The sequence below is a fragment of the Brasilonema sp. UFV-L1 genome (genome assembly GCF_012912105.1).
Taxonomy (GTDB): Bacteria; Cyanobacteriota; Cyanobacteriia; order Cyanobacteriales; family Nostocaceae; genus Brasilonema.
On record NZ_QMEA01000053.1, the window covers coordinates 76,959 to 92,682 of the forward strand.

Here is a 15,724-nt window from a genome sequence, read left to right on the forward strand (position 1 = left end):
GTGGTGTGCGTAAGCACGCTTGACAAAAACCCGGCTTCGCAGGAGAAACCGGGTTTCTCTGATGACAATTATGTTAAGTGAACCTGTCTCAAACGTAATTTGTTGACTACGGAGTATGTTACAGCCTTCCCGGTTGCCCTTCCTGTTTAAGATTACTATCTTCTTTTTTTTCTTCCTTCGTGCTCTTCGCGTCTATGTCCTTCGGACACGCTTCGCCAACGCAGTTCGTTACATTCGGTGTTTTTTGGGCGGGAAGGGAATCATTCGTTTCTACAACCGCAACCGCTGACATTCCAGGAGTCATGCGAGATTCATAACCTTGAATACTCTCAGGCTCAAACACAATTTTGACTGGAATTCGTTGCACGTCTTGAGTCAGTGTAGAAGAACTCGTGGCGTTATCTTGCGGGGGAAGAGCAACCTTACCAAAAGAAGTGGCAGACATACTATCCACCTTACCGCGAAACTTACGATTCGGGAAGGCAGCGATTTTAATTGTCACATTTTGCCCTGGCTGGATTTTTTCTAATTGGGTTTCTTTAAAGTTGGCAATAATCCAAGGATTTGGCTGCACTATGGTAATCAGAGTTTGTCCTGGTTGTACCTGCTGCCCTACAGAAATGTTTTTGTTACCAACTTTTCCAGGAACTAGCGCAGTAATATTGGTGTAGGATAGCTGGAGTTCAGCTTTTTTGACGTCTGCCTGCTTTTGAGCAACTGTAGCCAGCGCTGTTTTGTACTGTTGCTGTCTTTGCCGACTAAGAGTAGATACCTGTAGTATTTTATCTGTGTTAACAGTTTGTTTTGCTTGGTTATTCTTGTTAACGACTCGAGGTGGCTTCAATTCAGAAGCACTAATCAGATTTTCCCGTGCTAATTCTGCTTGCTGCTTGGCTAATTCTAGAGATGCTTTTGCCTGTGTCAGAGAAACTTGGTAGTCGCCGTTGTCGAGCTTCACCAATATATCCTTTGGAGATACGATTTGGTTATCATTGACTGCAACTTCGGTGACGATTCCCGATACTCGCGAAGTGATAGAGGAAATATTGGCTGTGACGTAGGCGTTATCGGTTTGCTGAAACTTTGTCGCGTACTGCTGGTTATAATTCCACCAGCGGTAGGCGTAAGTTCCGGAGGCGATCGCCCCTGAAGCTAACAACACTCCTAACACCAGTTTCGGTAACCGATGGCGCTTGGACGGCGCTACAGTTTTTTTGGTATCTCTATTAGAGTTTGTGGGAGTGATGGCTGTCACATTTTCCTCTGAGAGTGGTTTTTGTCCCTCTAATCCTGCAACGCTTTGGCTTTGTTGTGAAGAATGTAGGTGTTCCATCAGCGACTTTCGTTATGACAAATTATTAATAGTATGACTTCACGCACGGTAGTGATACATTTATTTGTTGCTCGTTTTGATTGATGCTCTTATTGTATAAACTGTTCCCTGCGTACTCGCAAAGGCACACTCTATACGGAATTCAAAAGTTCCCATACATCGCTCTTAACTCATCAACTCAAATATTGCATCAGTATAGATTCTATCTGGACGGTGCCAATTGGTTTACACAGACAGTCGTTAGCCCCTGCTTGCTTGAAATGTTCACACTCGTTTCCTATTGTTGTTGGCATTATTATTATCATCGGTACGTGTTGTAAATCAGGATGTTGTCGCACTCTATTTAATAAATCCCATCCAATATCTTTGACTAACTCCACATCCAATAACATTAAATCTGGCTGCTGATATCGCACCCTCTCCCAAAAGTCATTCCCGTTACCGATACACTCAACTTGGTAACCAATGCTTTGAAGATAATTTTGCAGCAGTTTAGCCGTGCGTTCCTCAGGTTCTGCTAGCACAATGCGTTTGGTTCTGGAGGAACCACCAGTGCTGTGAAAAGCCGTGTCATCTTCATTGTCAACGTCACAAGAAGGATTCAACAAAGACTCACAAGTGGTGTGTGACACAGGAGGTGAAGATGAGAAAGAAATTTCCCACTCTCTACTTTCTACATAAGGTTCGTTTGGAAGAAATAAAGTAAATCGACTTCCTTGTCCCAACTTTGATTCTACTAGAACGTCTCCACCATGCAAACGGGCTAACTTGCGTGTTAAAGCTAATCCTAAACCTGTACCCTCAAACTGACGATTCAGCCTGCTATCAAGTTGTTTAAAAGGTTCAAATAAAAATTGAAACTGACTTGGATCAATACCAATACCAGTATCTGTTACTATAAAGGTAATACCTTGTGGGATTTTTTTCACTTCTAGTGACACCTGACCTGCAGTGGTAAATTTGATGGCATTGCTCAGCAAATTGAGGAGTATCTGCTTGATTCTCCGCTCGTCAGCAATACAAATATCTGCTTGTTCGTCAACTTTTGTTGTGAGTTTCAAGCCCTTTTCAGTAGCGCGATCGCGGACTGTCAACATAGCATAATGGCATAACTGTTGCACTGACGAAGGAGATAACAAAAGTTCTTCTTTGCCCTCTTCTATTTTAGATAAGTCAAGGATGTCGTTGATCAGTGCCAGCAAATGTTCGCCACTATCGTAAATACAATCAATATATTCCCTCTGTTTTTCATTAACAGAGCCTACCATTTCTTGTTGCAGCAACTGTGACAAACCCATAATTGCGTTTAGAGGTGTTCGCAATTCGTGGCTCATAGTTGCTAAAAATTCGCTTTTTGTTTTATTCCCAGCTTCAGCCGCTTCTTTACTTTCACGTAGTTTTGACTCTGTTTGCTTACGTTCTGTGATATCCCTAATTGCGACAACCTGCATTCGTTGTTCTTGGAAAAGGATAACTTTTCCTTGGAGTTCAACTGGAAAAGTGGAACCGTCTTTTCTGATGACAACTCCTTCGTAAGATTTTTCATAACCAGAAAGAATATTTTGTCTCATCAACTCTTGTGATTCTGGAGTGATAAGTGTCAAGCCGTTTTTACCAATCAATTGTGCAACTTCATAACCTGTCATTTTAGCTAAAGTCTGGTTAGCTTCCAAAATAATTCCATCATCGTCTTGCAGCATGATTCCTTCAAAAGTTGCTTCAGACAAATAATGCAATCGAGCTTCTTGAGATAATAAGGAAGATGAAGAAGGAGATTTGAGTGATGGTTCCAGCTTCTGAGAATTTTCTTCCTGTTTAGCAAAACCCATTTCTTGGTTTTTACACACTGCTTTCTACTGAATCCGTTCTTTTTTTTTAAGGTTGATGCTGCTGTTTATCTACTACAATATGGCAAGATAAAATGTAATACCAATTTTGGACTCAACTTACACTTTCATTCAAGTGCATTCTATGCGCGAAGGCGTGCCGCAGGCATAGGTGTCTATGTCCTCTTGTCCACGCTTCCTTAAGGCGGTGAATTTAAGAAACATTAAGTACACATCATAAAGAATGAGTCTGAATAACGCCAATAGCCGATTATTCCATAACCTTATTGCCCCAATAGCGCCTATGCATTGACCTAGAGAAAGATTACTCAAGTGTAGAATTTTGCGAAAATTGAAGTGACGGTAGCTGTAGCGGAGGCTGATAATGACAGATAGCAGTGTAAGAATTGTCTCCCTCATTCCTGGTGGGACAGAAACCTTAGCAGCTTTAGGACTGACAGATGCAATTGTTGGGCGATCGCACGAATGTGATTATCCTCCAGAAATTCAAAACCGCCCTGTTTGCACTCAAGCACGTATCAATAGCAATGCCTCAAGTAGCGAAATTCATGATAAAGTTGACAATCTGTTGCAATCTGCTCTGAGTATTTATCAAATTAACACAGATGTTTTAGAGAAATTACAGCCCACTCACATTGTCACCCAAGACCAATGTGATGTCTGTGCTGTAAGCCTCAAAGATGTGGAAGAAGCTGTTAGCACTCTCACCAACAGTTCACCTAAGATTATTTCTTTACAACCAAATGTTCTTAAAGATATTTGGGAAGATATTCAGCGAGTCGCTAACGTTTTTGGGGTAGACTCACTAAAGTTGATAGAAAACCTAGAAGCCCGAGTCAAAATAGTCTCTCAAAAAACAAAAGGTCTTTCTCAAACAGAACACCTTCCGACTGTTGCTTGCGTTGAGTGGATAGATCCTTTAATGGTTGCTGCGAATTGGATTCCTGAACTCGTAACCTTAGCAGGAGGACAACCACTACTAAGTATGACAGGTCAGTCTTCTACCACTTTGAACTGGGAAACACTCGTTTCTAGCAATCCAGATATTATCATCTTTATGCCATGTGGCTTTGATTTAAATCGCACACGTCAAGAAGCCCAAATACTCAGTCAACGTCCAGAATGGGAAAAATTGCACGCTGTCCAAACTAGCAGAGTTTACATCACTGATGGCAATTCCTACTTCAATCGTCCTGGACCACGACTTGTAGATTCATTGGAAATTTTAGCAGAAATTCTGCATCCAGAAATCTTCCAGTATGGATATAAAGAAAAGGCTTGGGAACTTTTGTAAGAAAATGTAAGAAAAAAGAACTACGGAAAGAGACATTTTTTTATGCCTTTTTATTTCATTTTTCTACAAGATAAATGAAATTTTTTCTATTTCCTTTTTATTCTTCTTAATTTTATTTTTTCTGTAGCCATTCAATCAAGGGTCTTAACGTTCCTGGAAGAGCAGCCTCACTCACAATCACAGTGTGTTCTCTTCCCTCGTTTTCTACAGTCAGCTTATACTGAAAGCGGTCAGGTTGCGTCGCAGAATCTGTGATATGTTCGGGTAGATTGAAGAAATCTGCAGCTTCTACTAATACAGGCAATTGCTTAGCTTCATTTGCCGCAATATTCGCTGTATCTACAGTTTTTTTTCTGCTGATTCCTGCAAAACCACCTGTGCGTTCAAATGATATCCGCATTTTCTTGTTTTTTGTCTTGCTATCTTTGGCAAAAAATAGTAAAAACTGGGAGTGTGATCACATATCTCCCAGTTTATCAACAAACAACAACATTTAGAAGAACACAGGGTATCCTCATAAATCAAACAAAATGAGGAGTTAATTCTGTTAGCGTAGCGGGGCGCTAGCCCATTCTGACGATTGACGCCTCTATTCTGTTGTGATTCATTCTTTTAAAGAACTCCTACCTTTTGCCAAGCATTCTGCACTGCTTTTTGTTCTTTACTTCCTTGACCGTAAAGTTCTCCAGCCACTTTAATAGTTGTATTGGCAGCTTGTTTAAAATTGGCTTTAGATTTCAGGCGATCGCGTAAAGTCACGTACCAAATTTTCCCAGCTTTTTCCCACGCATAGCCTCCAATTTCCGTTGCTGCTAGATAAAACGCATGATTGGGGATACCCGAGTTAATATGTACTCCAGCGTTATCTTCCATACCAGTGTATTTCTGTTTCATATGCGCTGGTTGGGGGTCTTTACCCAGTGTTGGGTCATCATACGCTGTCCCAGGTGCTTTCATTGAGCGAATGCCAACGCCTTTCACCTTTGATGTCAATAAGCCTTGTCCAATGATCCAGTCTGCCTGTTCAGCAGTCTGATTTTTGACTCGCTGTTTGACAAGAGAGCCGAAAACATCAGAGAATGACTCATTGAGTGCTCCAGGTTCTCCATGATAGATGAGACCAGCTTCATACTGAGTGATTCCATGAGTTAACTCATGCCCAATAACATCTACAGATTTGGTAAAACAGTGAAATATTTCTCCGTCACCATCTCCATAGACCATCTGGTCACCATTCCAAAAGGCGTTGTCATACTTAACGTTATAATGCACAGTAGAATCTAAACGCAGTCCCTTGTCATCAATGGAATTGCGCTCAAAAATCTCTTTGAAAAAGTCATAAGTTGCACCGGCTGCATCGTAGGCTTCGTTAACCGCTGTATCTTGGCTTGGGGGATCGCCTTCTCCACGTACGATCACACCTGGGAGTTGTTCACTATTTTTGGCATCATAGATAGTGCGGCGCTTTTGACCTGGAGAAACCGCAAAATTCACAGCACCGATGACATTTCGCCGTCCGCGAAATTGCGCCGAAACGTTTAATGTGCGAAATGCCCACTCACGCTGTTGTTGGTTACCATTCACTGCTACATGTTCCAGCATGTGAGGTGGGATAATACAACAAATAGGGCATCTGGAGTAAAGTTGATGCTCACATTCAGATATCACAGATTTTTTCTTTTTTCGAGCCATCTTCAAGATGTTCTCCTTTTTCAGACAAAATGATGACGAACAATGCTTCTTACTCTCTACAACAAGAGGCAAAGTTATAATTCCAAAGCTAAATCCCTGGTATTTTCTACCCCTTCATTTTTACGGGCGGTAAATCCGGGCAAATGTATCAAAAATCTCTGCATTGCACAAGTTCGTAGCGTGAGCGCAACTACAACCCCTGATTGCAATTTATAATTCATTGCAGTGAGTCCAGCCGCCAAAAACGGCCAAACCGTAATATTTCCAAGGAACAGCCACCGTTTCAAAACCAGCTTTTGTTAGCATTTGCAAATGAGCATCTAAGGTAGCAAGCTGATCCTGATTGGAATGTCCGTAAGTACTTGTGTTACCAATTTTAGTACGAATCTGTGCGAGGCTTGTCCCTTGTTGGCTTGCCCATTCCTCTCGTACTGCTTTGTAAACTTCTGCGAAGTGAGGTGACTCTGGCAAAATGGGATCCGCATTCCAAAAACAACCGCCCTCCTTCAGACTGTCACAAATGCGCTGAAATAATTTCAATTTCATCTCATCCTTAAGATGGTGAATTGCCAACGATGACACACAGGCGTCAAATTCCCTATCAATGTCTAATTCTTCTGAATGATTTGCCCAGTCACCAAAATCCACTTCTACACCAGTCCATCTTTCCCCATATCCAGCAGCGATGATTTTTTCTTGGGCAAATTGCAACATTCGCGGTGAGTAATCTATGGCAACGACTTGAGTATCTGGGCAACGGTTCAGTATCCTGAGACTGAGTTCGCCTGTACCACAGCCTAATTCCAAGATACGATGAACTTCATGAGGCAGACAGTGAGTGATCACAGAAAGTATTTCATCATATCGCGGTAACAACTGGCGAATACCAGTGTCAAAATCAGCAGTGTTGGTGAACACTTCTCCTGGAAATAACTGTTGCATAAGAATTTGCACTGATAAACTCACTTAACAATCATGCCTGATTTAAGACTTGATCGTCTTTATTCTTAAGTTATACAAATTCCTATCAATAAAAAAATGTAGATCACAAATATCAGCAGTAAAAATCTAGACCAAAACCGTAAGATTGTTTAACATAGTAACAGACCCCACTCAAATTGTGTGTGGTTGTGTGTTGTAAAACTTGGTTAATCCATGGTCAGGGGGTGAGACACCTCATGACCGTTTTGTTTTTTGTTGAATTGTTTTGTTGAATTGTTTTGTTGAGTTGTCATTTAGCGAAGTCTCCGCACCCTGCAAATACTAAGCTTACTGATTAATTAATAGAAACTACCCCACGGAAGGAATGCAGTACATTCCAAAATTTATTGAAATCAAAACTTCTGGGGTCAATTCTTTGTCCTGAACGATCAACATCTCGATGGGTTGTAATCCTTTGATCAGGAACATTACTTTGAGCAATCAGCCAAGCTAGAGATTGGTATTGAGCTTCTGTATAGCCAGTGTGAGTCGGTTCATTATTCATAACACCAGATGGTGGTGTTTCTAAACTGACGTGATAAGCAAAGTTATTTACAGACGGAGCTAAATGAGGATTTGTCTGCACAGTTTCTGAACCAAGCGGTCCATCAAACACTGAATTAGCTGCACCAAACGCTCGCTTTTCTGGCGGAACTGTGTAAACAACGGTTCCATCTAATTTAATCATAGTATGGTAGCTTGCTTGAATATTCTCATCGTTGTGAGGAGTTTGAAAAAAATTAATGGTACTAGACGCAGGTGCAGCGGTTTCATGAATGACTATGATTGGTAAATTGTTGACAGGCGTACCGTTCGCGTCTTGTGCAAATCGCTCTCCAAAGTTAGTTGGATTTGCCCAAGCAATCTCATATCTGGGTTTGTAAGCTCTAAAAGCCGCTGTGGTTTTAATTGGGGAAATTCGAGTCTTTTGGAGTTTGCTCTTTTGGTTTATTTTCTGTTGAGGTTGAGATGAAGTTGAATTCTGAGTAGAGAGAGCGGTTTTTGGATTTGGCGTTTTTGTTTTGACTGCTGGTTGGTTGTTTTGGTTTATTTTCTGTTGAGGTTGAGATTTCGGAGTTTGACGAGAGAGAGCCATTTCCGGAATTGTCGTTGGAGTCTTAACTTCCGGCTGTGGTTGTGCATTTTTATTCGGGAGATTCGTCTGTCGATTTGCTGTTACTGCTTTGACATCAGGTTGAAAGTTGGAATACTGACTAGAGATAGTGTCTTGTGGATTTGAAGTTGTGTTCTGGTGCAAAAACTCCACTTTTCCAATAAGCAGCCCCAATCCCATACCAACAAATACCAGAAGAACGACGTGCCATCTAGCTGCTCTGATCTTGAATTTCATTTTTCTAATGATTTTGATAAATATTTTTTATTTCAATTGGCCATTATTCTGAATGGCTATATAAATAAGTTTTGAAGAAGAATACAGAATCCGGGATATGTTCTACGGGTAGGTGCTTTGTCATTCGTCGCTCCTCCTTTGAGGAGAAACACAACCTCATCACATGGGGATTCAAACTGGCACCTGATAAACCTCCTAATCATAGATTTGGAGGACAGAGCCTTACCCTCTTAGTGATCCCAGTGTTGCCCAGAATCCATTTTGGCTTCTGGCTCCTGACTTCCTAGTTCTTCTTTCTTAATATGTTTCATAAATACACAATGACACACTCAATATTTATCTGTCTATAGGTTTTTTTGATGAATATGCTGTTTGTGTGTCTTTTGTCTTTTTGATGACGATGCTTATGAAAAGCGCTGTATCTTGCATCCCAAAACGCAAGAATCCTCCAGCTTCAAGCCATGTAGAGTGTCCAAGCATGAACAGTTGTCGAGTCTTCCATAACCAAATCTATCGTAGAGCAAGACGTTTCTCCAAGCTTTTGAGCTTAGAATCTATAGAAGACAGAGTTGAAGATGTAGAGGAGTCTTGAGTTGCTTGCAAGGAACGCTCTGCCTTAAGTTCCACAATCTTGGCTTTGATAGCTTCAGAGATAGCATGCTTGACGGCTACTTGATTGTTTGGCTGTATTTGTGCAATGCGTTGGTGCAAGCTTTTCAATTGAGATTCGATTTTTTGCATCAGTGGGGCTTCTGGAATGAATACAGGCTCTAGCAACGCTCGTTTAACTTCTAATTCTGCAATCTTAGCTTTGATACCTTCAAAGACAGCATGATTAACAGCTTTGTGATCATTTAACGGTATTTGTGAAAAGCGTTGGCGCAAGCTTTTCAACTGAGATTCGATTTTTTGCATCAGTGGGGCTTCTGTTGTAAATACAGGCTCTAGCATTGCGTGCTGTATCTCCAATTCCACAATCTCCTGGGTTATTGTTTTTAAAAAATCTTTGGCTTTGGAAGTCGATTTATCAGTGGTACCACTAGAAGGTGTCTGAGTTGACGGTTGCACTAAAACTACGCCTATTGTCGCTAGCCCAGAAACTATGACAGTAGTTAGCATAGAGAACACAAGCCAATTATGTCTCATAAGAGATTCCTCCAGAGGTCAAGAAGAAAGGTAGCTATGCAGAAGGAAAGAATACTTATTCCATTATGGTTTGGCAGTTTTTTAACAACTCTTGTTATTTCCATTTCCGCTGTACTAAACTTAACTCTTGAGAAGTTTTTGCCTAGGGTTTAGCTTACCTTGTATACTGTTATGTGTGTATTTTGATTTAGCAGATAATACTTAATCTTAAAGACTATTGTAGGCAGTAAAAGGTTGCGAATATTTACTGAATTCGTAATTCGTAATCTATGTTAATAACGCAAGCTGCTAGTTAGTATCCCTAAACAGTATCTCTAAGATACAAAAACTTGGTTTTCAAGTATTAGCAGTTACAAAAAACTAAAGTTTTGTACTTAAAAAAGGGCGCTTTTTGAGAACTAGGAACTAGAGTTAATACGAATTACGAATAAATGTCATAAAACAAGAATACAGAGGCTGTGAATCTAGAAGTTTACACTGACTCGGAGTACTGAGTCAGTGTGAATAGTTGACTATTCCTCAATTTGACCGATACGACGAATGTTAATAATGTCGCTCAGTTTTTTGATTTGAGTAAATATCTGTTCTAGTTGTGGTCGATCGCGTATCTCTATCCCCAAGTCAATCAATGCTGGTTGACTATTGGCTGTTTTGACTTGAGCATGACGTACGTTGATTCCGTGGTCACTCAAGCGTGAGAGAATATCCTTTAAGACTCCTACGCGGTCGAGAGCCTCAATCTGAATATTCACAGGGTAAGTCGCAGGACGAGAGTAGATTTCGCCGACTGAGTTCCAATGGACTGGGACTAGGCGATCGCACTCTACATTCTCTAAATTCTGACATCCTTGGCGATGAATCGAAATGCCTCTACCTCGCGTCACAACACCAATAATCGGTTCTCCAGGAAGAGGAGTACAGCACTTAGCAAGATAATGCACTAACCCTTCTACCCCGACTATCGGTGAGTCAGTGGTGCGTGAGGTTGCTGGAGTCACATCTCGTAAACCTTTGGTTGTTGAGGCTGACTCTTTCGTAGAAACTGGAGGTGCATCTGTAACAGGTTGTTGCGCCTTGACGACTTCTCGCCAACGGTTAAGCACTAAATTCAATGTCACTTCACCGTAACCCAAAGCTGCGAGTAAATCTTCTACAGAGTGATAATTACATCGTTCTGCAACTATCTGCATGGGTTGAGACTTAATTAAATTTTCAACACCTGTTCTCCCTAATTCTTTTTCCAACAATTCTCGACCACGGGCAATGTTTTCTTCCCGGCGCGATCGCTTGTACCACTGCTTAATCCGATTCTTCGCTGCTGAAGTCCTGACAAAATTTAACCAGTCCAAACTCGGATGACCGTTCTTTTGCGTCAGAATCTCTACAATATCACCATTTTGCAGTCGTGTTGAAAGTGGTACCATCCGCCCATTGACCTTTGATCCCGCGCAGTGGTTCCCAACTTCTGTATGAATGCGATAGGCAAAATCTATGGTTGTGGAACCTGGATTTAAAGCAACCAAATCTCCTTTGGGTGTGAAAACATAAACATCATCTTCAAACAAGTTATCTTTGATGTTTTCCAGATATTCTTGAGCATCCTTTAGGTCACTCTGCCATTCCAGCAATTGCCGCAACCAGGTAAACTTCTCATCTGATGGCGTCCAGTGGAGACTGTTAGAGCCTCCTGTTTCTTTATACTTCCAGTGAGCTGCAATTCCATACTCGGCAACGTGGTGCATTTCCAATGTCCGAATTTGCACTTCTAAAGGACGACCCCACGGACCCATAACCCCAGTATGCAACGATTGGTAGCGGTTCGGTTTAGGCAAGCCTATGTAATCTTTAAATCTACCAGGTATTGGACGGCAAGCATCATGAACAATTGCTAGAGCACGGTAACATTCCTCATTAGTGTTGACAATAATCCGTAGTGCTGCCAAATCGTAAATTTCGTGAAACTCTTTGTTTTGTCTGTGCATCTTGAGGTAAATGCTGTAGAGGTGCTTTGGACGTCCACTCAGATCAAGACACTTGATCCCCGCTTCCTCTAGTCGAGTCCGTAAAACTTGAGCAACTTTCGTCAATCTCTCTTCTCGCGCCGTCCGTTTTTCAGCTACATACTCTTGGATTTGCCGGTAAGCCTCTGGTTCTAGGTACTTGAAAGCGAAATCTTCCAATTCCCATTTTATGCTCCAGATTCCCAAGCGATTCGCTAAGGGAGCAAAAATTTCTCGTGTTTCCAAAGCAATCCGGCGGCGTTTTTCATCGGGAAGGTATTCCAGAGTCCGCATATTGTGCAGACGATCTGCTAACTTTACGACAATAACCCGAATATCTTGCGCCATTGCCAGAAACATTCTGCGAAAGTTTTCTGCTTGGCTTTCAGTCTTACTTTTGAAATTAATCTTTGAAAGCTTTGTCACACCTTCAACCAAGAGGCGTACCTCTTTCCCAAAGCGTTGCTCTATCTCTTCAATGGTGACATCTGTATCTTCCACTACATCATGGAGGAATCCAGCTGCTATCATATCAGCACTGCCCCCCAACTCTTTCAATATTCCAGCAACAGCGACAGGATGACAAATATATGGTTCTCCTGACTTACGGTACTGACCCTGGTGCAACTGATAAGCAAATTCAAATGCTCGACGAATTAAAGCCATATCGTTTTGCCTTCGGTCATCTTCAGCTTCTGCGCTTACTATATATGACCCATTTAGACAAATCTGTAGCCATTCTGGAAGAGTAAGATCAATATCAATTCTGGAAGTTAGTACAGTGCTGCTCATAGGATAGGCGGGGCTAGATGATTGATAGTAAAGTGAGAAAGTCGATGATGTTAACGGCATTGCCGTCAAAAGAGACTATTACAGGCACTTGCATCCTTTGTGCTTCTGTGCGGAGTGGATTCTCCAAGTCAAAGAGTGCAAATATCAGCGTGTAAGCGTCTACCATCAGAAAAGTTGGGAAAATCAATTTATGGCAAATTACGCCCCACATTTCATATGAGGCAGGAAATTCGAAAATAAAATTTAAGAAAGTTTAGTCTATCAGAAAAGTTTCTTGACATTATCTTGACTTTAATAGTATCTCAAGAAGAACTTAGATGTCTCTAACTCGCGATAAATATCACGCATTGAAGATATTGCTGAAACAACTGGATTCGGATCTCACCACAACCAAAGTAGATGCATCCGAACTAGGGCAGCGTGTGAGATCCTTGCAACAATTTTTTCAGCAACAGATTGTGCCTTTAGTTAATCTCGACACAGACAGCAACGATCAGAGTCGGTTACAGTCAAATCAAACGGAAATGAATAAGCAGCTGCGCCTATTGGAAATAGATGTCATGTTTTTCCAAGGAGCGCGGCAAGCTTCCACTGCCAAAAGTAGACTTGATGCCATAGGCGATCGCCTGACAACTCTCATCGAATACTGTAATGTCATATTGCAATAAAAAGTACCAGAAGAGCAAGCGGTAACGCATGAAAAAATGACAAATAAAAATTTAAAATGAAAATTGAAAAAAATTGAAGTTTTTTTGAAACTCTTTTCCTTGAAGTTTCTCTAAAATCTGTAGTCATTTTTACAAACTTTTTGTCACAAGTTGTTGTCAAAGGAAGCTCCAAAAAAATACATCAAAGCGCCTCATGAAAAGGAAGAACCGACTACACCCACAGTGAAACCACCAAGACGCTTTGATTTATCTAAGCTTAAGTGCCAAAGCTGCCGAAAGTCAAGAATTCTTGAAATTCAAACTTTTGACCTTTGAAAGCAGTCAAAAGCCAAGAGCGTTCCCCCTGCCTACACCAGAATGGCGAGTGGCAAAACGGCGGATGACTTGGGGGTTCAACCCCTCACTGATTGCATTCTGACTGCTGTATTACCGGATTCTGAATTCTTCTTTTGACTGATAAAAAACTTAAAACTGACCAATCAGAATTCAGTATAAATTCTTGCTATAGCAATCCGGAATCATTTGTTAGAAAATACGAGTCTTAAAAACCCGGTATCTCCCAGATACCGGGTTTCTTTATCTCACAAATCCTGCGCGGATTGCTATAGCTAAGTGGAGAATTCAAATGACAAACATATTGACTCGTAGATTTTTGGAGCGATAGTCTTTCTCATTTCTATATTCTCTATATTCTTTTCAAAAAATACCCAGAAAAAATATGTGTAAAAATGCACTAAAATTTAGCACTGTTAAACTCTTATAGGGTTTGTGCTATAAAGACAAGGGTAATTGACATAAGCTTAATATGAAGCTCATACTTAGAGAAAAATAGTATTAAGCAATAACCCTGAGATATGTTATGTGATAGAGTATCCTAATTTTAAAACTTAGAAGCTGATAGCAAAAGAGCTGATGGCTGATAGCTAATTATGAGTGAAACCTTATTTTGTATTGAAAATTTGCGAGTCGCTTACCCTCGTCGTAGTGATGAAGAAGTTCAGTGGGCGGTAGATGGTGTCTGTTTCACCTTGCAACCAGGAGAAAGAATGGGATTGGTTGGAGAGTCAGGCTGTGGTAAGTCAACTTTAGGACGAGCTGCAATGCGGTTACTACCGCCCTCAACACAAATTGGGGGACGAGTGATGTTTCAAGGGCGTTCGGTGTTTGATATGACGCCTGAACAGTTGCGTAAATTCCGGGGAGAAGCAGTCGCGCTGATATTCCAAGATCCGATGACGCGCCTCGATCCGCTGATGACTATCGGCAATCACTGTTTAGAAACATTGAAGGCTCACTCTTCTCAATTATCGAGCAAACAAGCCAAGGAAAGAGCAATTGCGACTTTGGAAAAAGTTAAAATTCCTGCTAGTCGTTGGAGTCAGTATCCTCACGAGTTTAGCGGTGGAATGCGTCAGAGAGTGGCGATCGCCCTGGCTTTACTTCTTAACCCCAAGTTAATAGTTGCTGACGAACCCACCACAAGTTTGGATGTCACAGTCTCCGCGCAGATTTTGCAAGAACTCACACGGCTGTGCGCCCAAGAAAACATGGCGCTGTTATTAATCTCCCACGATTTGGCTCTTGTTGCCGAGTATTGCGATCGCATTGGCGTCATGTACAACGGCAAAATGGTTGAGACGGGTTCTTCTCAATCTGTGTTCCAAAACCCCCAACACGAATATACTCAGTCTCTCCTAAAAGCAGCTTTGCATATTCAAACAGTGGATGGGAATGGAGTTGGGGGAGAAAATACTCCTTTCTCATCTCCCTCAATGCCTGTTTCCCCGTCACAAGCAAAATCTCCTATTTTACGTGTCTTAGAATTACAACAGCATTACACCTTAGAACCCAACTTTATAGAGCGATTGTTAAAACGGCAAAATCAGACTATTAAAGCGGTGGATGGAATCAATCTAGAACTTTATCCAGGAGAAATTCTGGGGTTAGTTGGAGAGTCGGGTTGTGGAAAGAGCACACTATCACGGACAATTTTGCAACTGATTCGTCCGAGTGCAGGTACAGTCGAGTTTCTAGGACAGGATTTAACAAAGTTATCGCGTCAACAAGTCCGTGCTTCTAGACGACAAATGCAAATGGTGTTTCAAGATCCTCATGCTTGCTTAAATCCAGCGATGACGGTCGGAGAAAGTATAGCAGACCCCTTGCTGATTCACAAGCTAGCCGATGCAGCGAAGGCAAAACAAGAGGTGCTATCGATGCTGGAAAAAGTAGGGTTAAAGCCACCACAAATGTATTATCAGCGTTATCCATCAGATTTATCTGGGGGACAACAGCAAAGAGTGGCGATCGCTCGTGCTTTGATTACTCGTCCTAAACTACTCATCTGTGATGAACCAGTGAGTATGTTAGATGCTAGCGTGCAATCGCAAGTTTTAGATTTGATGCTGGAGTTGAAAGAGGAATTTGAGTTAACGTATTTGTTTATCACTCATGACTTGTGGTTAGCGCGGTTTTTGTGTGATCGGATTGCTGTCATGAATAGTGGGAAAATAGTAGAAATTGGTCCTACTAAGCAGATTTTTGCGAATCCGCAACATCCTTATACAAAAACATTACTTGCAGCAGCCCCTCTATTAGCGCGAGCATAACTGAGGGTTTG

General features: G+C 41.4%; 11 protein-coding genes. 3 read left to right on the forward strand and 8 right to left on the reverse strand.

All coding sequences use genetic code 11. The features are described 5' to 3' along the window. Positions 1-118: 118 nt before the first annotated feature. Together DP117_RS16735 and DP117_RS16740 are read right to left on the reverse strand one after the other, a co-directional pair. Positions 119-1,333 carry an HlyD family secretion protein gene (locus tag DP117_RS16735; protein ID WP_169219418.1) on the reverse strand — a complete coding sequence of 405 codons (1,215 nt, stop codon included), beginning with the start codon at positions 1,331-1,333 and terminating at the stop codon, positions 119-121. A 173-nt stretch (positions 1,334-1,506) separates the two neighbouring features. After that, a complete protein-coding gene (locus DP117_RS16740) occupies positions 1,507-3,162 on the reverse strand; it encodes an ATP-binding protein (protein WP_169219419.1) in 1,656 nt (551 codons plus the stop codon). A gap of 382 nt (positions 3,163-3,544) precedes the next feature. Here DP117_RS16740 and DP117_RS16745 point away from each other — a divergent pair, with 382 nt between their 5' ends. Further along, positions 3,545-4,474: a cobalamin-binding protein gene (locus tag DP117_RS16745; RefSeq protein WP_169219420.1), complete on the forward strand. Its 930-nt coding sequence runs from the start codon at positions 3,545-3,547 to the stop codon at positions 4,472-4,474. Positions 4,475-4,586: 112 nt separating this feature from the next. Here the strand turns inward: DP117_RS16745 and DP117_RS16750 are convergent, their stop codons facing one another. From DP117_RS16750 to DP117_RS16775, 6 genes are all read right to left on the reverse strand, one after another. Then, positions 4,587-4,874, reverse strand: a complete 288-nt coding sequence (locus DP117_RS16750) for a protealysin inhibitor emfourin (RefSeq protein ID WP_169219421.1) — start codon at positions 4,872-4,874, stop codon at positions 4,587-4,589. Between the two features lie 212 nt (positions 4,875-5,086). Beyond that, positions 5,087-6,166, reverse strand: coding sequence for a M4 family metallopeptidase (locus DP117_RS16755; RefSeq protein ID WP_169219422.1), 1,080 nt, complete (start codon positions 6,164-6,166; stop codon positions 5,087-5,089). 210 nt (positions 6,167-6,376) lie between these two features. Further along, positions 6,377-7,108: a class I SAM-dependent methyltransferase gene (locus DP117_RS16760; protein WP_169219423.1), complete on the reverse strand. Its 732-nt coding sequence runs from the start codon at positions 7,106-7,108 to the stop codon at positions 6,377-6,379. Positions 7,109-7,442: 334 nt separating this feature from the next. Next, positions 7,443-8,498, reverse strand: coding sequence for a peptidoglycan recognition family protein (locus tag DP117_RS16765; protein ID WP_169219424.1), 1,056 nt, complete (start codon positions 8,496-8,498; stop codon positions 7,443-7,445). A gap of 510 nt (positions 8,499-9,008) precedes the next feature. Further along, on the reverse strand, positions 9,009-9,644 hold the full coding sequence (locus DP117_RS16770; protein WP_169219425.1) for a hypothetical protein: 636 nt from the start codon (positions 9,642-9,644) through the stop codon (positions 9,009-9,011). Between the two features lie 512 nt (positions 9,645-10,156). Further along, a complete protein-coding gene (locus DP117_RS16775; protein ID WP_169219445.1) occupies positions 10,157-12,436 on the reverse strand; it encodes a bifunctional (p)ppGpp synthetase/guanosine-3',5'-bis(diphosphate) 3'-pyrophosphohydrolase in 2,280 nt (759 codons plus the stop codon). Positions 12,437-12,753: 317 nt separating this feature from the next. Here DP117_RS16775 and patD point away from each other — a divergent pair, with 317 nt between their 5' ends. Continuing rightward, the gene (patD, locus tag DP117_RS16780; protein ID WP_169219426.1) at positions 12,754-13,104 is read left to right on the forward strand and encodes a heterocyst frequency control protein PatD; all 351 of its coding nucleotides are present in this window, start codon (positions 12,754-12,756) and stop codon (positions 13,102-13,104) included. Positions 13,105-14,033: 929 nt separating this feature from the next. After that, positions 14,034-15,713, forward strand: coding sequence for an ABC transporter ATP-binding protein (locus tag DP117_RS16785; RefSeq protein WP_169219427.1), 1,680 nt, complete (start codon positions 14,034-14,036; stop codon positions 15,711-15,713). Positions 15,714-15,724: the final 11 nt, after the last annotated feature.